Source organism: Serratia montpellierensis (genome assembly GCF_020858655.1).
Taxonomy (GTDB): domain Bacteria; phylum Pseudomonadota; class Gammaproteobacteria; order Enterobacterales; family Enterobacteriaceae; genus Serratia; species Serratia montpellierensis.
On sequence record NZ_VOSN01000013.1, the window covers coordinates 717,272 to 738,828 of the forward strand.

Consider the following 21,557-nt stretch of genomic DNA (forward strand, 5'->3'; position numbering starts at 1 on the left):
ATTCAAAAAAGAGAGCTGTGCATGTCGCCTCAACCTATAAAAATGCCCGCCGCCGCAGCCGGTACCCTAACGCTGGCCGAGGCCTGTATCCGCAGGATGGCCACCGCCTATCAGCAAATCGGCGCCGCGTGTCCCTCTTCCACCGCCTGGACGGCGCAAGCCCTGGGCGAACTTAACGCCAGTGGCGACATCTGGTTAATTGACGGCAGAAGGCGCGCCGAGCCGCCGAGTTCCCATTACGCCACGGCCTGGCCGCTCTGGTTTGGTCATCAATCCGGGCGTTATGAAAAACCGCTGTTTTACGTCGTCAACACGCCCTCGGTGGATATGTTGCGCGGGCTTGAGCCGGAAACCAATCGCAAGGGGATTTTCATCAGCGATGCGGATACCGGCAGTGCCGATTTGCCGAAAGGCGTACAGGCCTGGTTCCCGCTTCAGCTCACGGCCATGCCGGGCTGGTTGCCTTTCGATCCGGCCAATGCCCGGGAAACCGGCGCGATACTCCATCACGCCCTGCGCACACTCTATGTGGAGGGCGCGAGGAAGATGGTGTATCTCGCGACCAACGCAGACACAGCGGCCCCCACCTCAGCGGAACCGTTTGCCGGGGAGCAGGCGTTCAGGGGAATGTATCGCGTCGCCGCGGCGACAGACTCACCGTTGCAGGTTCGTCTGTGCGGCGCCGGCCGAGCGCTCGCCCGCGTTCAGCAGGCGGCCGAGGTGTTGAAAAACTGGGGGATTGCGTCTGAAATCTGGAGCTGCCCCAGCTACACGCGGTTGGCGCAGGACGCCGAACTCGCCGACATGCAGCGCCAGGACAGCGGCGGCGCATGCCATCTGAAAACGTGCCTGGGCGCCGGGAATGCCCCCGTCGTCGCCGTCACCGACTACTCGCACCTGATTGCCAACCAGCTCAGGCGATTCATTCCCGCACGCTTTGCCGCGGTGGGCTCAGATTCACGGGTGCGCGGCGAAATCCACTACCCGCAGGCGGAATGGATTGCGCTCTGCGCCCTCAAACTGCTGGCCGACGAGCAGAAAATCCCTTCGGCGCTGATCGCCGATGCGCTGCGCGTTCTGCACATCACGCCCGATGCCTGATCACTCTCTGGCCAGCTGCATCGCATTGTTCAACGCGTCGGAGAAGCGTGCGATCTCTTCATCGCTGAACTGGTTGAGAAAGTGGGTTTTGACCACCGTGCGGTAGATCTCCCACATCTTTTTCCGCAGGGCCTTGCCTTCCTCGGTGATAGTCGCGAAGGAGGCCCGGCGATCGTCATCCGATCGGAAACGCGTGACCAGCCGCTCTTTTTCCAGACGATCCATCAGGCGGGTCAGGTTGTAACGCTCAATCACCAACACGTCCGCCAGCTCATGCATGCGGCGTGTGCCGTTTTCTCCGCTTTCCAATCCCCATAACACGTCATACCAGGCGTAAACCGGCAGTCCCGCTTCCGACAACTTCGTCTCTATCTTTCTGATAATCGCCCGATGCGCGCGCACAAAGGAGAACCACAGGTCGGGTTGTTTATCTGTCATGTCATTTTTCTCGTCAAAGCCGGTGAGTTGCAATTGCAATTGTAAAGGGATAGAGTGGCTTTCGCCATTGTTGCATTTGCAACTCTTGCACTTGCAATTAACTAAATTCCTGTATCGCTCAGCGCCTTATCAGGTAAGTACATTTGGAGCTTTTATGAACCAACCCGCGGTAAAAGCAGATCTTGACCCACAAGAGACGGCTGAATGGCTTGAGGCATTTGAAGGTGTCACTGACATCGACGGCCGTGAACGCGCGCATTTTTTGTTGGAAAGAATGGCCGAAGCCGATCAACGCAAACACGGTGATTTCTTCAGCCTGGTCACCACGCCCTACGTGAATACGATCCCAGCCTATAAGCAACCGACGTATCCCGGCGATCTGGCCGCTGAAGCGCGCATCAATGCATTTATTCGCTGGAACGCCATGGCGATGGTGCTGCGCGCCGGCAAACATTCCAACGTCGGCGGGCATATCGCCACCTATCAGTCGGCCGCGGTGCTTTACGATGTGGGATTCACGCACTTCTTCCGTGGGCGCACCGATGATTTCGCCGGCGACATGGTGTATATCCAGGGCCACTCCGCCCCCGGCATATACGGCCGCGCCTATCTTGAAGGCCGCATCGACGAGGAGCTGCTCGACAACTTTCGCCGCGAATCCGCGCGCCGCGGCCTCTCCTCCTACCCGCACCCGCGGCTGATGCCGGATTTCTGGCAATATCCCACCGTTTCGATGGGGTTGGGGCCGCTGACCGCCGCCTACCAGGCGCGCTACATGCGCTATCTGGAATACCGCGAACTGAAACCGCACCAGGGGAGAAAGGTGTGGGCGTTTCTTGGCGACGGCGAGATGGATCAGCCGGAATCGCTGGCGGCGATTGCGCTGGGCGGGCGAGAAAAACTCGATAACCTGATCTTCGTCGTGAACTGCAACCTGCAACGGCTGGATGGCCCCGTGCGCGGCAACGGCAAGATCATTCAGGAGCTGGAAGGCACCTTCAAAGCCGCCGGCTGGCAGGTGATCAAGGTGATCTGGGGCAGCGGCTGGGACAAATTGCTGCAAAAAGACCGCTCCGGGCTGCTGATGCAGCGCATGATGGAGTGCGTCGACGGCGATTACCAAACCTTCAAGTCGCAAAGCGGCGCCTATGTGCGGGAGCATTTCTTCGGCAAGTACCCGGAATTGCTTGAGCTGGTCGCCGACCTGAGCGACGATGAGATCTGGGCGCTGCACCGCGGCGGCCACGATCCGCAAAAGGTATATGCCGCCTACCATCAGGCGGTGCATACCACGGGCAGGCCGACGGTGGTGCTGGCCAAGACCGTCAAAGGGTTTGGCATGGGGGAAGCCGGTGAAGGGCAGAACATCAACCACCAGCTGAAAAAAATGAGCCTGGATGCGGTGAAAGCCTTCCGCGACCGTTTAGGGCTGACGATCTCCGACGCCCAACTGGCAGAGATCCCTTACCTGAAGCCCGAGCCCGACAGCGCGGCGGCGAAGTACATCACCGCGACGCGCACCGCGCTGGGCGGCCACATCCCTGCCCGTTTCGGCCAATCCGCCCCGCTGGCGATACCGGAGCTATCGCGCTTCGACGGCCTCCTGAAAGGCAGCGGCGAACGTAACATGTCGACCACCATGGCCTTCGTTAATATCCTCGGCACGCTGCTCAAAGACGCCAACATCGGCAAACTGATCGTGCCCATCGTACCGGACGAGTCGCGCACGTTCGGCATGGAAGGCCTGTTCCGCCAGATTGGCATCCACTCCTGGCTCGGCCAGCTGTATACCCCGCAAGACGCCGGGCAGCTCAGCTACTACAAAGAGGCCAAAGACGGCCAGATTTTGCAGGAAGGCATCAACGAATCCGGCGCGATATCGACCTGGATCGCCGCCGGCACCGCCTACAGCAACCACGATGTCGCGACGATCCCGTTCTATATCTTCTACTCCATGTTCGGGCTGCAGCGGGTGGGCGATCTCGCCTGGGCGGCGGCCGACGCGCGCACCAAGGGCTTCCTGCTCGGTGCCACCTCCGGCAGAACCACCCTGATGGGCGAAGGCTTGCAGCATGACGACGGCCACAGCCACGTGCTGTCTTCCGTCATCCCCAGCTGCGTCTCCTACGATCCGACCTATGCCTATGAACTCGCGGTGATCGTCCAGAGCGGCATGCGCAGGATGTTCGTTGAACAAGAGGATATTTACTACTACATCACCTTGCTCAACGAAGGCTACCCGCAGCCGCCGATCCCGGCGGACGTTGAAGACGGGATTATCCAGGGGGCGTATTTGCTCAAGCAGAGCGAAACGGCAAACCAAGAGAGCCCGCGTGCTCAGCTGGTCGCCAGCGGCGCCATCATGCGCGAGGCGCTGGCGGCGGCAGAGCTGTTGGCGGCGGACTTTGGCGTCGCCAGCGATATCTGGAGCGCCACCAGCCTGAGCGAGCTGCGCCGCAACGGCATGGCGGCCGAACGCTGGAACCTGTTGCATCCGGAAGATCCGCCGAAAGTTCCTTATATCCAGAGCCTGCTGGCGGCGCATCCCGGCCCGGTGGTGGTGGTGACGGACTATATGAAGATCGTCGGCGATCAGATCAAGCCGTTCTTGCCCGACCGTACCTTTATCGCCTTGGGCACCGACGGCTTTGGCCGATCGGACACCCGCGAGGCGCTGCGTGAGTTCTTCGAGGTCAACCGCCATTTCATCGCGCTCGCCGCGTTGAAACTGCTGGCAGACGAAGGCCGTATCGCCCGCAGCGAGGTCAACCGCGCCATGGTGCTGTACGGCATCGCCCCCGATAAGCCGGATCCGGCGGCGGTGAAGTAACACTCAGCCTACCCACGCCGCCGGTTGTCACCCGCGGCGTTTTTCTTCCTTCGATTCGGCGGAGCACGGCGCCCGCTCCCCCAGCCGCACCACCGGAATGTCCGCCAGCCGGGTGGTGTAGGCCGGCGACAGCATTTCACGCTTCATTTGCCACGGCTTGACGATCCCCTGCCCGGCGAACCACACGCGCCCGCGCCCTTCCTGATTCAGGCGATCGAGGGTCGCCATCAGCCGTTCGCTGTTGCGGCGCGGCGGGCAGTCATCGAACAGATCGATCTGCGCCATGGCGGCGGCGCTGAAATCCCCCAGCACCACGCCGCCCTTCAGGTAACGTCGCCCCTCCTGCCAGATGCTTTCCAGCGCACGCACCGCCATGGCGATGATGTCGCGGCTGTCGTTACTCGGGGTTTGCAGCCGGGCGGTGCCCATATTGCTGTAATCCCCTTCACCCGCCGAATGCGGGCTGGTTTTGATAAACACCGACACGTTGCGGCAATAGCGCTTTTCCTGCCGCAGCTTTTCGGCGGCGCGCTCGGCGTAGCTGCAGATGGCCTCGCGCATGTGTGGGTAGTGAGTCAGCCGCTGGCCGAACGAACGGGAACAGATGATCTGCTCTTTGGCGGCCGCCTCATCTTCCCACTTCAGGCACGATTCGCCGCGCAGCTCGCGTATCGTGCGCTCCAGCACCACGCTGAAGGTTTTACGCGCCAGCCGGGTATCGCAGTCCGCCAGCTGCAGCGCGGTGTGAATGCCCATCGCCTGCAGCTGGCGAGTCAGGCGGCGGCCCACGCCCCACACCTCTTCCACCGGGAGCAACGCCAGCAGTTTGCGCTGGCGCGCCGGATCGGATAAATCCACCACGCCGCCGGTACCGCGCCATTTCTTGGCGGCGAAGTTGGCCAGCTTGGCCAGCGTTTTGCTCGGCGCAATGCCAACCCCGACAGTCAAATGCAGCTCGCGCCGGATGCGATCGCGCACCCGCTGGCCGAATGGCTCCAGCGCCTCGCAGTGCGCCACGCCGTCCAGCCGCAGAAAGGCTTCGTCCAGCGAATAAATCTCCACCGCCGGCGCCATCTCTTCCAGCGTGTCCATCACCCGGCGGGACATGTCGGCGTACAGCGCGTAGTTGGAGGAGAACACCGCAACGTTGCGGCGGCGCATCTCCTCTTTGATTTTGAAATAAGGCGCTCCCATCGGTACGCCCAATGCCTTCGCCTCGGCGCTACGGGCGATCACGCAGCCGTCGTTGTTGGACAGCACGATCACCGGCCGCCCGCGCAGATCGGGCCGAAAGATGGTCTCGCAGGAAGCATAGAAGCTGTTGACGTCTACCAGGGCGAACATGGCTACTGCCCCTTCATCGCCAGAGGCCAGACCGGCGTTATCATCAGTGGGTTATTATTCATAGCGGCACCAAATAACTGTTCATGCATACAGTATTTGTGTTTTTCTGGCGACGATCAAGTAGAAACCACCCTATCGCTGCTATCCGTTTGATGCACATTGGCTTTTAACTCAGCCTCCGTTTACCCGGGGCCGAATTTTGCATTAACGGCGTACTTCTCGCAGATCGAAACGAATCGGAATAGTCACGCTGAATTCCCGCTGCCCCGCTGCGATCTCATTGCCGGGTGCGGGAAGTGGAGAAGCGCGCTGCGGTAACTGAAGCGCCTCCCGATCGAGCGAAGCAACGCCACTCGATCGCAATAGCTTCACGCCCAGCACGTTTCCCTGCCGATCCAGCGTCACGGCAACCTGAACCACACCTTGGCGCTGTTGGCGTACCGCCAGGGCGGGATAACGTTTGAAGCGGCTCAAATGCGCCAACAGCAGGCCGCTCCAGACCGAGGCATCCTGGCTAAGCTGCGACGCCACGCTGGTTTGCGGCGCGGCAACACGCTTTCCGTCCAGAGACGGCGGCGCGCTGGTACTTGATGCTATTGAGTTTGCAGACGCCATTTTTTCCTGTTCCTCTTGCCTTGGGCGCGGCGGTTCCGTCTTCGGTTTGATGGGGTCGTTCCGTTGCCCTTTGGCCTTGCTCTGCCGCTCCGTTGCACGCGGCGCATGAATCAGCGGAGGCATCGCCGCCTCCGGTTCCCGATTTACCTGCCGTTGCGCCACCGCCTGTACCTGGCGCACACCGGTTGGCATCGGCTCCGTGTTGGGTGTCGATTCAGCCTGCTCGGCAACCATCATCAACACCATCGGTTGCGCCGCGGGCAGCAACGGTGGCACCAGGTGATAACCAAGGCCAAGCAACAACGCACCATGCAGACCCAACGCCAACACATTGGCGGTAGCCCAGCGCCATCGCCCGCCTGTAGGGGGTAAAGAGAAATCGCCAGATAATACGTTGTGATTGAACATAGAAAACGGTACTCAGGTTAAGCGCAAAACAGACCAACGTACGCAGCGGTCAACGGCAGTCGGGGTATGTCAGAAAGGTCGTTTAGGCACGCGGCACCGGGCAGGTAACGAGAAAGAACAGGTCAATAGAAAAGGAAATACCCTAATGGCAGAGTAAAAAACTTTAGGATACGGTGATGAAGTATTTTGACAGCATATTTACCCTAACCGGCAACGCGCCGGGCAGTGCCGCGATGACGCGCTCGGGGTCAGCCAGCGGGAACGCACCGGAGAGCCTCAGGCCGGCGACCTCCGGCCGGCAGCGAATAACGCCCTGACGATAACGCCCCAGTTCCATCAGGAAGTCGTCCAGCCGCATGTTGTCGGCCAGCAGCATGCCTTGCCGCCAACCGGGCTCTTGCGTCACGCGATACGGTTCGCCAATGCCTTGCCGGCTTAATCTGCCGCCCTGACCGGCGTTGAGCACCGCGTTCCGATGCGCCGGTGAAAGGATCGTGACCCGACCAAGATAAACGGCGATATCACTGTAAGTTTCCCACAGGCGAATGCTGAAGCGAGCAGCCTGCACCATGATCTCGCCCTGCGGCAATCTCACCGTCAACGCACCGCTTTCCGGCGGCAGATTCACCATCATTTCGCCTTCCAGCAATGTGGCCTGCTGACGGCTGACGTTGACCGCCGTTTGCGTGTTCAGCATCAACTGCGCGCCATCCGCCAACGCGACGGTTTGCTGCTCCCCCACCGCCGTACGGTAATCCGCCAGCCAGGGGCGCCATGGCAGCGCGCCCGAACCGACACCAACCGTCCCCACCACGCCGATGGCCGCCAGGCTTCTCAGCAACCGACGACGTTGCGGGTTCGGTAACTGCGACAGACTACGCTGCGCCGCCGCCCCGTTAAGCAGAGAAAAACGGGATGAAAACGCGGCGATATGCCGCCAGGCGCGTTCATTTTCCGGTTTCGCCTGATACCAACGCCGCCAGTTTTCCCTATCCGCGTCGCTTGCCTCTTCCGACATCAGCTGCGTTAACCACGCGGCGGCCTCACGCGCGCTCTGCCGATCGATATCCGATTCCATCATGGGTTCCGCACCTGCCGTTACGCCGCCAATGCAAAGAAACAGTGCAAATTAGCGCGCTGCAGATATTGTTTCACCGAGCTGGTCGACACCCGTAAACGTTCAGCGATGTCGCAATAACGCATGCCCTGCAGGTGCGCCAACAGGAAAGCCTCGCGGACGTGCGCCGGCAATCCGTCCAACGCCTGATCCAACTGTTCGAGCATTTCGAGGGTTTGTTGACGAACCTCCGGCGAGGGCGCCTCGATCGCCGGCAACTCGCTCAAGGCCTGCAGATAGCTCTCTTCGATTGTTTTACGCCGGTAATAATTCGCCACCAGCCGGCGCGCTACGGTCGCCAGGAAGGGGCGTGGTTGCCGAATGGCGAGCAACTGCGGGCTCAGTAAAATACTGATGAAAGTATCCTGCGCCAGGTCTTCGGCGTGATGCGCACACCCAACCTTCTGTCGCAGCCAATGGCATAGCCAACTGTGATGCTCAAGGTAAAGCTGTTGAGCAAACCCGTTGGCTGCCGCGGCCTCTTTCCTCGCCATTCGGTGACACCAATTGATAATGAGATTGAAAATGATAATTATTATTATTTTAAAATTGTAACTTCTGTGTCAAGCGATTGCTGATGATTTATAAACGGCGAAAAAGTAGGGAAATACGGGGGGAGGAAACGTGAAAAGGGGCCGAAATGGCCCCTGTCAGCAGGATATTCAGAAACGTTGGCTAACGCTAAACTTGATGTTGCGCCCTACGCCGGACACCGATTCGCCCAGGTAAGGGTAATAATCGCGGTTGAACAGGTTGTCCACCGCGACGCGAGCTTCGAAGCCCTGCAAACCGCTGGGCTGCCACGAGGCGAACAGGCCGTGCAATGCATAACCCGAGGTTTTCGGCAGCGCCCAGACAACGGCCATCGGATCGCCGTCGGCCGGTGAACGATCCTGTTTACGCACAAAATCGCCGGTCCAGCCGAAGGCCATGTCCCACTGCGGCACTTTCATGCCCAGCATCGCGTGTGCCGTAACGGGTGGAATTTCGGCAATCCAGGTTTCGCTGCCCCACGGATCACGTGGTGAAGCGTCGCGTTTGCCGCGAATCGAGGAGAACGACAGGCTGCCGAACAGGCTTTCGCTGTCATAAAACGATTCGAGCTCCACGCCCTCAATGGTATAGCCCGGCAAGTTGCGATAGTTCGACAACGGTTGCCCACATTGGCCCCCCTGCCGTGCGGCGTCGCACAACACGCCACGACGATAGAAAATCTCGTCCTTGCCGCGATTGCGGAACAACGTAGTGCGGATCTGCAGGCTGTCTCGCGCCATCAACACATCGTTGAAGTCCAGCACCGCGCCGAGACGAACGCCCGTCATGCGTTCCACCTGCAGGCCGCGGCTGGTACCGGGCACGCTGGATGCGGCGGATTGCACTTCATACTGTTCGTCAATCACCGGTGCGCGCCAGGTGCGGCTGACGTCGGCAAACAGGGACAGATTCGACGTCGCTTTCCACATCACGCCCAAATGCGGCGACCAGCCGGTATAGGTCACGCTGCTGTAATCATGGCCCGCGCTTGGATCGCTGTCGTTATAGCGCGGTGCCCGGTTCGGTTGCCCGGTGTTGGTCACATGATCGTAACGCACGCCCGGCGTCACGGTCAGGCTGCCGAAGCTGACCGCATCCTGCAGATAAACGCTGCGGGTTTCCTGTTCGCCCGCCGGCATGTAGTACGGCTGGAAATAACCGTAGTTGTAACTGGCGTTTTTCACCTGCGGGGGGTAATACATCAGGGTATCGCGCTGATGTTTATGCCAACGCGCGCCGAGCAACAGCTTGTGATCCAGCGGCCCGCTGGCGAAACGGCTTTCATTGCTGACGTCAAACTGCCGATCGGTATAGTTCACCCAGCTTTCATTGCCCAGCGTACCGAGATAGCTGGACTTTGAAGCGGAATCCGGCCGCTTGTCATGCTGTTCTGTCTTCGAATAGGCATAAGACAGCGTCAGATTCAGCAACGGCTGCGTTTCCGGCGCCAGATTCCATTTCACCGAGTAATTGGTGTCTGTCTGGTCGCGATACACCAGAATGCGGCGCCACGCTTCTTCCCGGCCATATTTATCGATATCCGCCTGGCTGGGCGCGGCGATATCGTCCCGCTTGGCGGCAAAAGGCTGCCAGCCATCGGAATCGGATCGCATCGCCGACAGCGTCAGCGTTTGCGCCTCGCTCAGATAAATATTGGTTTTTAACAGGTAGGAAGCCTGATCGTTGGCGGAATAGGCAAAGCGCGTGCCGTCCGGCCGCTTCAGGTTGCCGCCGTCACGCTTGCTCATGTAGATCAAACCGTCGGCGGATCCTTCCGGCGTACGGCCGTACAACGCACCGCTGTAAATACCCTGGCGATCGTTGGTATGGTAGCTGTACTTCAGCAAGCCGCCAAAATCTTCGCCCGGCAGCAGCATGTCCCCAGCATCTTTGGTCTCCAGCGTAATGGTCCCGCCAAAGCCGCCATTGCCGTTCAACAGGTTATGCGGCCCCTTATCGACCTCAACCTTTTTCAGCAGTTCGGGTTCAATGAATACCGAGCCCTGCCGATATTTCTCAAATCCCTTCGGCGCCCCGTCCAGCACCACCTTCACATCTTCCATGTCCCCCATGCCCCAGATATTCAGGCTTTGGCCGCCCGGGCGTGGCGAGCCCGCCATCCCTACGCCAGGCAAGCGATCAAGCAAACTGGCGATATTGTCTGCCTGCACGCGTTCGATGTCTTCTTTATCCAACACCGAACGGCCGGCGGCGACGCTGTCGGACAAACCGCCGACCACCGACAGTTCCGGTATCGTCAACGGCTGAACCGGCCCGGCGTCGACCAACCGATATCCCTGTGCGGTTTGCTGAGCGCGCAATCCGCTGCCCGCCAACAGCGTATCGAACGCGTCGGTGAGGCGATAATGCCCCTGCAGGCCCGCAGTGTTTTTTCCACGCGTCTGTTCGGGCGTGAAAATCACTATCACGCCGGCCTTAGCGGCCGCCGTCTGCAAGGCGGGCGCCAGGTCACCGGCGGGAATGGCGAAGGACAGGATAGCGGACTGTTCGACCGCCGCCGGTGGCACCGACGCACCGGGCGCCGCCATCGCGGAGGTGAGCATGCCCGATAATGCGCACCCTACCCCGATAGCGACCCGCTTCCCGGCGGTACGTTTGGCTGATGTGAACGTACGCCCTGCGCCGTTCTTGTTTTTTATGGCCATGAAGGATTCCCCTGAGTGTAATGAACTGGAAACTCAGTAGAGAGGTCACGCCAATAAAAAGATCGGGCAGAAAAAAGTGAAAAAAAAATGCCGAAGTCACCGCGCCGCGTAGACGATAAAGGTCACCACGCCGAAGATCTCCAGCTGCGCCTCGTCGTCGAACACGATCGGCGCGTAGGCGGGGTTCATCGGCAACAGCCGCACATCGGGGTGACGCTGCAGTTTTTTGACGGTGAATTCGCCATCCACCGCGGCGATCACGATATTGCCGTGCTCCGGCGTCAAGGCGCTGTCGACGATCAGCAGATCGCCGTCACGAATGTTGCCGTCGATCATCGATTCGCCGCTGGCGCGCACGAAATAGGTGGCGTTCGGGTGCCGCACCAGCAGCTTGCCGATGTCCAGCCGGCCTTCGACGTAGTCCTGCGCCGGGGAAGGAAAGCCGCAGGCCACGCGATCGGCAAACAGCGGTAACGTCAGGGGTTCACCTGGTGAAAAAGCATACAATCTTGAATTGCTCAGCATAATCATAACCAAACTGTATATTTATACAGTTAAGCATAAACAAAACGCGAACGCGTGCAACCCCCAATCCCCCTGCGGATCGCGCTTTCCCGCGTAATATAATAATTTTCTGAGCGATTTTTCCTGCAGCTTTTGGCGTTCTTCACGTGTGTTTGCACACATGATATCCACCAAAACTGTGGATAATGCGGCACTCAGACCGTTGGCGTATCGATGGGCAGGATGAGTGAGGGATTGTCATTGCGAACGGCGCCGACGGCGGGCGATACCGGTTGCCAGACGAAATCCTCTGCCTGCAGGCTGTACACGTCAGCCTGCATTTGACCAGAGGGCGGGGCTAAGCGGGTGTCGAGCCAGTCGCGCGCGGCCGTCGGTCTCTGCTGCGTACAACGCCGCAAAGAACAGCGGCAGGCCTTGCCTCAGCAAGAGCCCACGGGAGGAACGGCGGACGGCCTTACAAAATGACGCCAATAAAATTGCGACTGGTAATGGCATCAATGGGACGGCCAGAGACGAAAGTCAGTACGTTATGCCAGGAGCTTGGGATAACCCGACAAACGCTGTACCGCCACATTTCCCCTGATGGTCCACTGCGAGCTGACGGTATAAAGCTGCTCAACCGGGATAATTTTAGCGGACGGAAAAATCTGGGGTTCCGGCGTAGAACCCCGAATAAGGAATAATCCTTAATTCATTTCAGGATTATTAATTCCATCTAAAACCTCTCGGCAATATTCTTTTTTATAGGCTTCATCATTACTTAATGACTTAACCAAAAAATCAGCATTTTTCCAACCATTATCCCAATGCGTATCGAATCCTGACTGTTCATACTTTAATGTTCTAGTTAATGAGTCTTTTATTTGTTTTTTATATTTATCAATTATCTCATTGGTTGCCCCACAAACATCATGTGCAACACGAGCATTTGAGCCAGAAAAACCTATTGCTGAAATTGCCATCGCTTCATTTGATTTGTCGAAATCATTCGCATATGCCACAGCATTAGATAGAGCGAATATGACAAGAGCAGGTATGATTTTTTTGTATGAAATCATCTTTCACCTCTAACTCATTGATTGTTCATGGGGTCAGTTTGGATATCGAAAATTATTGTACATTAAGGCTGCTTTTTAATCAGTCTCAACTTCTTTATAGAAGGCCTGAATGCGACAAACTTGGGAAGTACTGTAGCCTGTCGCGTCTGCTGTTTCTCGGATGCTCAGTTTCTTAATCTGTCGGTAGTACAGGACTTTCTGATGTCGTTCCTGATCTGCCTGCTTTCCCCGGTATCTACCCAACGTATGCGCCCGTTCAATTCCCTGCTTTTGCCGTTGGCGGCGACTCAACCAGTCCTTATGTGACATCGCGGCCATCAGGTCGATTAGCATGTTATTGATGGCGGTTATTACTGCACGGGTGATCGGGTCCGCCTGTGAAGGATCTTTCTCTGACAGCGCCTGCCATGAGGTAGGGACATGCAGGCTGACAATCCGTAACTCATGCTGCTCAATCTGCTTTTTCAACGTCATCCAGTCACTGTTGCTGAGACGGGTCAGGCGGTCTATCTGCTCAACCAGCAAAATATCAGTTACCGTTTGGGGGCGGCATACTTCCGCATCTAGATGAGGACATGCAGGCGCAGCCGGTCGGCATCAACACGTTCATCCATTATTGTGCCCGGATAGCCCTGCAGCGCCAGACCGTACCAGAAACTCAGAATGACAGAAGCCTTACCCAACTCTAGGGTGTAACCCATCCCGCCCTGGTTCAGATTGCATTTTTTAATCGCATCTTCTGCTTCCCGGGTCAGCTGCGCATAGCTGAGTGAAAAATTCAGTGCCTGATCCATGCTGCTCGCTCCATCTCACCGCTGGCGCGCACGAAATAAGTGGCATTAGGATGCCGCACCAGCAGTTTGCCGATATCCAGCCGGCTCTCGACATAGTCCTGCGCCGGGGAGGGAAAACCGCAGGCCACGCGATCGGCAAACAGCGGTAACGTCAGGGGTTCACCTGGTGAAAAAGCATACAATCTTGAATTGCTCAGCATAATCATAACCAAACTGTATATTTATACAGTTAAGCATAAACAAAACGCGAACGCGTGCAACCCCCAATCCCCCTGCGGATCGCGCTTTCCCGCGTAATATAATAATTTTCTGAGCGATTTTTTTTTACGCCTGCTAACGGTTTCACTCCGCCTTGCACACACGTTATCCACTAAAACTGTGGATAACCTGCAGGGCGTGATTCCCTACGCGAGCGGGATCAGAATCCTGTATAATCCCCACACCTGCTAATAAGAATTCATCCCCGTCGGCGCCTCGTCACCGACAGTCACGAGAACGTTATGAACAAGCACCTACTCCTCGCAGAAACCGACGATATCAAACAGGAATGCCTGTCGCGCCACGCGGTTTGGCAGCGTAACGATCTGGCCCTGGCGCAGCAGGATTGGCTGGCGGAAGAAGTGCCGGTCGCCCTGGTGTACAACGGCATTTCCCACGTGGTGATGATGGCGACGCCGAAAGATCTGGCGGCCTTCGCCATCGGTTTTTCGCTGTCCGAAGGCATCATCGCCTCCCCCGACGATATCTACGACATCCGCCAACAACCGGCCTGCAACGGTATCGAAGTGCATGTAGAACTCTCGAGCCGCCGCTTTATGCAGCTGAAAGAGAAGCGCCGCAGCCTGGCCGGCCGCACCGGCTGCGGCGTCTGCGGGGTGGAACAGCTGCAGGAGGTTGCTCAGCCCATCGCGCCGCTGCCTTTCACGCAACGTTTCGATTTGGCGCTGCTCGACCGGGCGTTAGCGCAGCTGCAGGAGGTGCAAACGGTAGGAAAACTGACCGGCTGCACCCACGCGGCGGCCTGGATCCAGCCGGACGGCGCGCTCAGCGGCGGGTGTGAAGACGTCGGCCGCCACGTGGCGCTCGACAAGCTGCTGGGCTACCGCAGCCAACAGGCGTGGCTGCAGGGTGCGGCGCTGGTGTCGAGCCGCGCCAGCTATGAAATGGTGCAAAAATCCGCCATGTGCGGCGTCGAGATCCTGTTCGCCGTTTCCGCCGCCACCCGCCTGGCGGTGGAAGTGGCCGAACGCAGCAACCTGACGCTGGTGGGCTTCAGCAAACCGGGGCGCGCCACCGTCTATACGCATCCGCAGCGGCTCTGGCAATCGACAACGGCGGCCTAACGCCGCCGGATAAGAATCGACTATTCTCAATAGCAGGACACCAGGAAGCACCCACGTCATGATAATTCGCCCGAATCAGAACTGGTTTTTTCGCCTGTTCGCCTGGCACGGTTCCGTGCTGTCAAAGATCACCTTTCGCCTGTCGCTGAACGTACTGATGTCGATAGTGGCGGTGATCAGCTACCAATGGTACGAACAGCTCGGCGTGCATTTAACCATTGCGCCGTTCAGCCTGCTGGGCATTGCCATCGCGATTTTTCTCGGCTTTCGCAATAATGCCGGCTACAGCCGCTTTGTCGAAGCGCGCAACCTGTGGGGCTCGCTGCTGATTACCGAGCGATCGCTGCTGCGCCAGATCAAAAGCCTGCTGCCGGACGAACCGGCGGTGCAGCAAAAGGTCGCCAAACTGCTGATCGCCTTCAGTTGGAGCCTGAAGCATCAGCTGCGCGCCACCGATCCGACCGCCGATCTGTACCACAACCTCACCAGCAAAGAGCTGACGGAGGTGATCGCCAGCCCGATGCCGACCAACCGCATCCTGCTGATGCTGGGCCAGGAAATCGGCGAGCTGCGCCGTCAGGGGCTGCTGAGCGACATTACCTACGGGCTGATCGACGATAAGCTAAGCGAACTGTCGCACACCCTCGGCGGCTGCGAACGTCTCGCCAGCACGCCGGTACCGTTCGCCTATACCCTGATCCTGCAGCGCACCGTTTACCTGTTCTGCAGCCTGTTGCCTTTTGCCCTGGTGACCGACCTGCATTACATGACACCGTTTGTTTCGGTGTTCATTTCCTATACCTTCTTATCCTGGGACTCACTGGCCGAAGAGCTGGAGGATCCGTTTGGCGTGTCGGCCAACCATCTGCCGTTAAACGCCATCTGCAACACCATCGAGCGCAACCTGCTGGAAATGAACGACCAAAGCCCGCTGCCGCCGCCGATGAAACCCGACGAGCACTTTAATTTGATCTGACGATTTCACCCGAACACACTGGAGCCGAATGCAATGAATGCAAATAACCCTCTGCCGCAAGCCGTATTCACGCCGGTGACGCGCCATGCCATCTTCATCGTCGCCACCCTGTCGCCCGTTCCCGCCCATCTGGCGGCGGTGCGCGCCTGGTGCGGCGACATTGCCGCCGTGGTGCGTTCGGTCGGCAAACGCGCGCCGGCGGGCAACCTCACCTGCGTCTGCGGCTTCGGCTCCGAAGCCTGGGATACGCTGTTTGGTGCGCCGCGCCCTCGCCAGCTGCATCCGTTCAGCCCGATCGGCAGCGGGGAACGCATCGCCGTCGCCACGCCTGGCGATATCCTGCTGCATATCCGCGCCGATGAAATGGACCTGTGTTTCGAACTGGCCTCTCAGTTGACCGCCAAGCTCGGCGACGCCGTGACGGTGATCGAAGAGGTGCACGGCTTCCGTTACTTCGATCAGCGCGCCATGATCGGCTTCGTCGACGGCACGGAGAACCCGGAGGGGCACGAAGCCTTCGACTATACAGTGATTGGCGACGAAGACGCGGCGTTCAGCGGCGGCAGCTACGTGCTGGTACAAAAATACCTGCACGATATGCAGGGCTGGAACTCGCTCAGCGTGGAAACGCAGGAGAAGATCATCGGCCGCCATAAGCAGTCCAACATCGAGCTGGATGAAGCGGTCAAACCGTCGTCATCGCACAGTTCGCTGACCACCATCACCGACGAGCAAGGCAACGAGGTGAAAATTCTGCGCGACAACATGCCGTTCGGCCGCCCCGGCCTGCGCGAATTCGGCACCTACTTTATCGGCTATGCGCGCTCCCCGCAGCCGATCGAGCAGATGCTGGAAAACATGTTTATCGGCCGCCCGGCCGGCAACTACGATCGGCTGCTCGATTTTAGCCACGCGGTGACCGGCACCCTGTTCTTCGTGCCTTCCGCCCCGCTGCTGGAAGCGCTGGCCGACCGCAGCGGGGCCGAACTGCACTAACGTCCCTTCGGCGGCAAAGCCTCCCCCCGCGACGTATACTGAATTAACGTTGCGTATTGAGGGGGAGGCACCATGTCACTCACATTCAAACGTTCGGAAAGGCTCTCTATCGGCACCGAAATAGAGCTGCAGCTGGTCGATGCCGAACACTACGATCTTACGGATCGGGCCGACCGGGTGGTCAGCGAGATCGGCGACCGCCGGCGCGTCAAACACGAGCTCACCCAATCGATGGTGGAGCTGAACAGCTCGGTGCACCGCGACCTCGATGAACTGCACGTCGAGCTGCGCGCCCTGACCGCAATCGTCCGGCACAGCGCGCAGCGCCTGGGCTGCGACGTCTGCGGCGGCGGCCGCCATCTGAGCAACGACTGGCGCAAGCAGGTCATCAGCGACAACGCGCGCTACAGGCAGTTGGCCAGCCGCTTTGGCTATCTCTCCAAGCTGGCCTGCGTATTCGGTCAACACATTCACCTCGGCGTCAACGATGGGGACGAGGCGATGTACCTGTGCCATGCGCTGACGCCCTATTTTCCACAGCTGATCGCGCTCAGCGCCTCGTCGCCGCTGTATCAGGGCGTCGACACGCGCTTTGCCAGCTCCCGCTTCAGCGCCCAGAATTCCTTCCCCAACTACGGCTGCCTGGAACACATCTATAGCTGGCGCGAATTCACCGCCTACTACGAACGGCTTAACGCCGCCGGCGTGATTGAAAGCGTAAAGGATATTTACTGGGATGCGCGGCCGAAACCGGAGCTGGGCACGGTGGAAATCCGCATCTGCGATACGCCACTGCGCCTCGCGCACGCCGTGCTGCTGGTCGGTTACTGCCGTCTGCTGGCTGATTTTCTGTTGCAACGCCGGACGCCGATCGCGCCGGAATACGATGCCTTCACCCACTACAACAAGATCAACGCCTATCGCAGCGGTTTCGCCGCCGAATACGTCGATCCCGCGACGCTGCGCCGCTGCAGCCTGACCGCCCACATCCTGCACACCCTGGAGGCGCTGAGCGATGTCGCCGAGCGGCGGGAGGATCGGGCCGTGCTACAGGCCGTCGAGCGCCATGTCCGCCAGGGCATCAGCGATTCGGAGCATATCCGTCAGATGTTGCACAACGGCCTGCCGCAGGCTCAGGTGATCAAACGCCTGTGCGATGAGCTGTTGCAACCGGCAAGTTAAGTTTCGGCTATCGATTCCATACGCCAAAGCCACTGTTCATTATGTGCTCTTTCGCTACAATTGTGAGCACTGACATTCACCGTATCGAGGACACCATGTACAACTTCTCCCGCTATCAGGCAAAAGAACTGGCGCTGGCTTACATGAGCGGCAAAAAACACGATCTGTCGCCACAAGAGTTTTTGCAGCAGCTGAAAAGCAGCGAACGATCGTTTGAGCACCTGCTGAAACACGGCAGCGAAATGCCGCGTGAGGTGCTGGTTAAAAGCTTCTGAGCGGCCGGTTGCCGGCCACTTTCCGTCTACGTCGCCGGTGGCGAGCCTGACAGGCCCGCGCATTCCCGGCCGTTCATCCCCCCCTCGCCCTACCTCGTTTCGTCCTCACCGGCGAAAATTCGATAAATTCGCATCTACAGGCGAATTATTGACATATTCGTATCCAGGTGCGAATTTATAGTCATCCTTCTGCAAACAACGGAACACGCCATGCCGACGCCAATCAGCGTAATCAGCGGCGATCTGGTCGATTCCCGCCGGTCAGACACCGCCAACTACCTCAATGGGCTGCATAGCCTGCTCGATCGGCTGCGGCGCGACGGGCGGCTGCATCAGGTGGAAATCTTTCGCGGCGATGCCTTCCAGGCGCAGGCCGCCCCGGAGAACGGACTGCTGCTGGCGGTGTACATTCGCCTTGCGCTGCGGGCGATGGGCGCCGCGCACTGGGATGCGCGCATCGCCATCGGGTTGGGCAGCCAACGGCCCGACGCCGCCGGTTACGGCAGCGCCTTTATCAACTCCGGCAGCGCGCTGGACGCCATGGCAAAAAATTGCCGGCTGGCTCTGAAAACCGACAACGATCGGACAAACGCCATTGTCAGCGATCTGCTGCCGATGTTAGATCATGTGATTGGCCGCCTGTCACAGGCCGAAGCGCGCATCGTTCAGGCGAGAATATTCGCCGACAGCGGCGCCGCCGTGGCGGACCAGCTGCAGAAAGCCGCCTCCACGGTCTCCGCCGCGCTGAAACGCGCGGCCTACGAGGAAATCATGCGGTTTATTCACGCCATTAACAGGATCGTCTGACTATGGATCTGACCTATGCGCCTTTGCTGGCCTGGCTGTTGCTCGTCCATCTGCTGGCGGATTTTCCGCTGCAGCCGCTGAGTTGGGTGGAAGATAAAATCCAACATCGCGCGCGTTCACGTTTTCTGGTGTTGCACGCGTCGCTGCACGGGGTGCTGGCCGCCTGGGTGGTGGCCGGTTTCGGCCTGTTGCACGGCGGGCTTTCTTCACGTCAGGTGCTGGCCAGCCTGTTGGTCATCGCCGTCAGCCACTACCTGATCGACTTGCTGAAAGTCACCGCGATGAGCCGCCTGAGCCCGGCCCGCAGTTTCCTGCTCGATCAGGGATTGCATCTGGCGGTGATCGCCTTGCTGTGGCTGGGGCTGACGCCGAATGCCGGTGAACTGCTCGCCGCACTGGGGCGGCAACTGGGGCGTTGGCAAACCGGCCTGGTGCTGGTGGCCTACAGCCTGATCTATCTGCCGATGAGCCTGTTGATCGGGCAGCTGCTGGCGCGCTGGACGCCGCAAATGCCGCCTTCGGCCAAGGCCGACAACGACTCGCTGCTGCGCGCGGGCAAACAGATTGGCTATCTGGAAAGAACGCTGATCCTGACCTTTGTGCTGCTGGGGCAAATCCCGGCGATCGGCTTTTTGCTGGCGGCCAAATCTATCTTCCGTTTCGGGGATCTGCGCCAGAGTGACGATAAGATGCGCACCGAGTATGTGCTGCTCGGCACGCTGTTTTCCTTCACGCTGACCATCATGCTCGGCCTGCTGGTCAACAAACTGCTGTAGGGGTGCGGGGGCGAAGAATTTCGCCCCCGAAGTGAACGCCGAGGCGGCTTAGAGCCACTCGCCGAAGCGGCGGATATAGAAACGCTTCATCAACTGTGCGACCACGCAGTAGCTGACCAGCGTGGCGGCCAACCACGGGAAGTATTCCCACGGCAGCGGCTGCAGGCCAACCAGGGCGCCGAGCGGCGAGAACGGAATGTAGATGCCGAGCGCCATCACCAACCCGGTAGTCAGCAACACCGGCAGCGCCGCGGTGCTCTGAATGAACGGGATCTTCTGGGTGCGCAGCATGTGCACCACCAACGTTTGCGACAGCAGCCCCTCAATGAACCAGCCGGACTGGAACAGCGCCTGGTGTTCCACGCTGTTGGCGGCAAACACGTACCACATCAGCGCATACGTCGTAATATCGAAGATCGACGAGGTCGGCCCAATCCACAGCATAAAGCGCCCGATGTTTTTGGAGTCCCACTTGCGCGGCTTGCGCAGGAACTCTTTGTCCATCTTGTCCCACGGCAGCGACAGCTGGGAAATGTCGTACATCAGGTTTTGAATCAGCAGGTGGATCGCCAGCATCGGCAGGAACGGGATGAAGGCGCTGGCCACCAGCACCGAGAACACGTTGCCGAAGTTGGAGCTGGCGGTCATGTTCAGGTACTTGATGATATTGCCGAAGGTCTCGCGCCCTTTGACCACCCCCTCTTCCAGCACCATCAGGTTCTTTTCCAACAGGATGATGTCCGCCGATTCCTTGGCGATGTCGGTGCCGGTGTCGACCGAGATGCCGACGTCGGCGTCGCGCAGCGCCGGCGCATCGTTGATGCCGTCGCCGAGGAAACCGACGGTATGGCCGTTGCTCTGCAGCATTTTCAGCACCCGCGATTTTTGCAGCGGCGTCAGCTTGGTGAAGACCGTGCGCTGTTCCACTTCGCGCGCCAGCTCTTCGTCATCCATCTGTTCAATCTGCAGCCCGGAGAGCGGTTCACCCGGCTCCAGCCCAACGTCACGGCAAATCTTGCAGGTGATCACCGGGTTGTCGCCGGTCAGCACCTTCACCGTCACGCCGTTTTCCTGCAACGCGGCGATCGCCTGCTGCGCGCTCTCCTTCGGCGGATCGAGGAAGGTCAGCAGCCCTTGCACCACCATGTCGCGCTCGTCGGCCACGCTCAGCGGTTCGGCCGGGCGTTGCGCATCCAACTCGCGCGTCGCCAGCACCAGCACGCGGAAACCGTCTTCGTTATACTCGCGGGCCAGCGCCTGCAGCGCCGCACGGCGTGCGTCGTCCAGTTCCAGCGTTTTGTCGCCTTCACGCACGTGAGTGGCGATCTCCAGCATCTCCTCTACCGCGCCCTTACAGATCAGCTGCTGCTTGCCATTCTCATCCGCCACCACGATCGACAGACGGCGGCGCACGAAATCGAACGGCAGCTCATCCACCTTGCTGAAACGGCCCAGGGCTTCGATCCCCGGTTTGCCGCGACCGAAACGGATCACCGCCTGATCCATCAGGTTCTTCATGCCGCTCTGATGGAAGCTGTTCAGCCAGGCCAGGTGCAGCACCTCATTATCCCTGGCACCATTGACGTCGATATGGTGCTCGAGAATGATGCGGTCCTGGGTCAGGGTGCCGGTCTTGTCGGTGCAGAGTACATCCATGGCGCCGAAGTTTTGAATGGCGTTCAGGCGCTTCACCACCACCTTGCGGCGCGACATGGCGATCGCCCCTTTCGCCAGGTTGGAGCTGACGATCATCGGCAGCATTTCCGGCGTCA

At 59.3% G+C, this 21,557-nt stretch carries 19 protein-coding genes and 3 pseudogenes; 9 read left to right on the plus strand and 13 right to left on the minus strand.

All coding sequences use genetic code 11. The annotated features are described in order from the left end of the window. Positions 1-21: 21 nt before the first annotated feature. A complete protein-coding gene (locus FUU19_RS15225) occupies positions 22-1,101 on the plus strand; it encodes a transketolase-like TK C-terminal-containing protein (protein ID WP_141968086.1) in 1,080 nt (359 codons plus the stop codon). Here the strand turns inward: FUU19_RS15225 and FUU19_RS15230 are convergent, their stop codons facing one another. Beyond that, entirely contained in the window at positions 1,102-1,539 is a 438-nt protein-coding gene (locus tag FUU19_RS15230) for a MarR family winged helix-turn-helix transcriptional regulator (protein WP_141968084.1), read from the minus strand. A 154-nt stretch (positions 1,540-1,693) separates the two neighbouring features. On the opposite strand from FUU19_RS15230, the gene aceE reads away from it, so the two are divergent. Next, entirely contained in the window at positions 1,694-4,369 is a 2,676-nt protein-coding gene (gene aceE, locus FUU19_RS15235) for a pyruvate dehydrogenase (acetyl-transferring), homodimeric type (RefSeq protein ID WP_230490816.1), read from the plus strand. Positions 4,370-4,396: 27 nt separating this feature from the next. Here the strand turns inward: aceE and umuC are convergent, their stop codons facing one another. The 11 genes and pseudogenes from umuC to FUU19_RS15290 form a co-directional block, all read right to left on the minus strand. Further along, positions 4,397-5,713, minus strand: coding sequence for a translesion error-prone DNA polymerase V subunit UmuC (gene umuC / locus FUU19_RS15240; protein ID WP_230507157.1), 1,317 nt, complete (start codon positions 5,711-5,713; stop codon positions 4,397-4,399). A gap of 204 nt (positions 5,714-5,917) precedes the next feature. Next, positions 5,918-6,736: an energy transducer TonB gene (locus tag FUU19_RS15245; protein ID WP_225528648.1), complete on the minus strand. Its 819-nt coding sequence runs from the start codon at positions 6,734-6,736 to the stop codon at positions 5,918-5,920. Positions 6,737-6,899: 163 nt separating this feature from the next. Next, the gene (locus FUU19_RS15250) at positions 6,900-7,817 is read right to left on the minus strand and encodes a FecR domain-containing protein (RefSeq protein ID WP_127146030.1); all 918 of its coding nucleotides are present in this window, start codon (positions 7,815-7,817) and stop codon (positions 6,900-6,902) included. A gap of 17 nt (positions 7,818-7,834) precedes the next feature. Next, positions 7,835-8,347, minus strand: coding sequence for a sigma-70 family RNA polymerase sigma factor (locus tag FUU19_RS15255; RefSeq protein ID WP_025303329.1), 513 nt, complete (start codon positions 8,345-8,347; stop codon positions 7,835-7,837). A 168-nt stretch (positions 8,348-8,515) separates the two neighbouring features. After that, a complete protein-coding gene (locus FUU19_RS15260; protein ID WP_430726472.1) occupies positions 8,516-11,053 on the minus strand; it encodes a TonB-dependent receptor in 2,538 nt (845 codons plus the stop codon). Between the two features lie 96 nt (positions 11,054-11,149). Continuing rightward, positions 11,150-11,584 carry a translesion error-prone DNA polymerase V autoproteolytic subunit gene (umuD, locus tag FUU19_RS15265; RefSeq protein ID WP_028128125.1) on the minus strand — a complete coding sequence of 145 codons (435 nt, stop codon included), beginning with the start codon at positions 11,582-11,584 and terminating at the stop codon, positions 11,150-11,152. A gap of 188 nt (positions 11,585-11,772) precedes the next feature. Further along, positions 11,773-11,952: pseudogene (locus tag FUU19_RS24765) on the minus strand (SOS response-associated peptidase family protein); the annotation flags it as partial. Positions 11,953-12,264: 312 nt separating this feature from the next. Then, positions 12,265-12,636: a hypothetical protein gene (locus FUU19_RS15275; RefSeq protein ID WP_202669691.1), complete on the minus strand. Its 372-nt coding sequence runs from the start codon at positions 12,634-12,636 to the stop codon at positions 12,265-12,267. Positions 12,637-12,711: 75 nt separating this feature from the next. Further along, a pseudogene (locus tag FUU19_RS15280) lies at positions 12,712-13,200 on the minus strand (recombinase family protein); the annotation flags it as partial. Then, positions 13,200-13,430: a hypothetical protein gene (locus FUU19_RS15285; protein WP_202670000.1), complete on the minus strand. Its 231-nt coding sequence runs from the start codon at positions 13,428-13,430 to the stop codon at positions 13,200-13,202. The gene FUU19_RS15285 and the pseudogene FUU19_RS15280, both read right to left, overlap by 1 nt. Positions 13,431-13,444: 14 nt before the next feature. Then, a pseudogene (locus FUU19_RS15290) lies at positions 13,445-13,636 on the minus strand (S24/S26 family peptidase); the annotation flags it as partial. A gap of 294 nt (positions 13,637-13,930) precedes the next feature. On the opposite strand from FUU19_RS15290, the gene fdhD reads away from it, so the two are divergent. The 7 genes from fdhD (at position 13,931) to FUU19_RS15325 (ending at position 19,785) form a co-directional block, all read left to right on the plus strand. Then, a complete protein-coding gene (fdhD, locus tag FUU19_RS15295) occupies positions 13,931-14,773 on the plus strand; it encodes a formate dehydrogenase accessory sulfurtransferase FdhD (RefSeq protein WP_060418984.1) in 843 nt (280 codons plus the stop codon). 58 nt (positions 14,774-14,831) lie between these two features. After that, positions 14,832-15,749 carry a bestrophin family protein gene (locus tag FUU19_RS15300; protein WP_230490814.1) on the plus strand — a complete coding sequence of 306 codons (918 nt, stop codon included), beginning with the start codon at positions 14,832-14,834 and terminating at the stop codon, positions 15,747-15,749. A gap of 33 nt (positions 15,750-15,782) precedes the next feature. Further along, positions 15,783-16,745: a Dyp-type peroxidase gene (locus FUU19_RS15305; RefSeq protein WP_141968072.1), complete on the plus strand. Its 963-nt coding sequence runs from the start codon at positions 15,783-15,785 to the stop codon at positions 16,743-16,745. Positions 16,746-16,817: 72 nt separating this feature from the next. Next, positions 16,818-17,927: a YbdK family carboxylate-amine ligase gene (locus tag FUU19_RS15310; RefSeq protein WP_230490813.1), complete on the plus strand. Its 1,110-nt coding sequence runs from the start codon at positions 16,818-16,820 to the stop codon at positions 17,925-17,927. A 95-nt stretch (positions 17,928-18,022) separates the two neighbouring features. Continuing rightward, positions 18,023-18,202 carry a hypothetical protein gene (locus FUU19_RS15315; RefSeq protein ID WP_019453520.1) on the plus strand — a complete coding sequence of 60 codons (180 nt, stop codon included), beginning with the start codon at positions 18,023-18,025 and terminating at the stop codon, positions 18,200-18,202. Between the two features lie 210 nt (positions 18,203-18,412). Next, entirely contained in the window at positions 18,413-19,009 is a 597-nt protein-coding gene (locus FUU19_RS15320) for a hypothetical protein (RefSeq protein ID WP_230490812.1), read from the plus strand. A gap of 2 nt (positions 19,010-19,011) precedes the next feature. Beyond that, positions 19,012-19,785 (plus strand): DUF3307 domain-containing protein, encoded by a 774-nt coding sequence (locus tag FUU19_RS15325; RefSeq protein ID WP_141968066.1) that lies wholly within the window; start codon positions 19,012-19,014, stop codon positions 19,783-19,785. 48 nt (positions 19,786-19,833) lie between these two features. On the opposite strand, the gene mgtA is transcribed toward FUU19_RS15325, so the two are convergent. Further along, positions 19,834-21,557: magnesium-translocating P-type ATPase (mgtA, locus tag FUU19_RS15330; protein ID WP_230507159.1), on the minus strand; the 1,724-nt coding region annotated here is incomplete at its 5' end.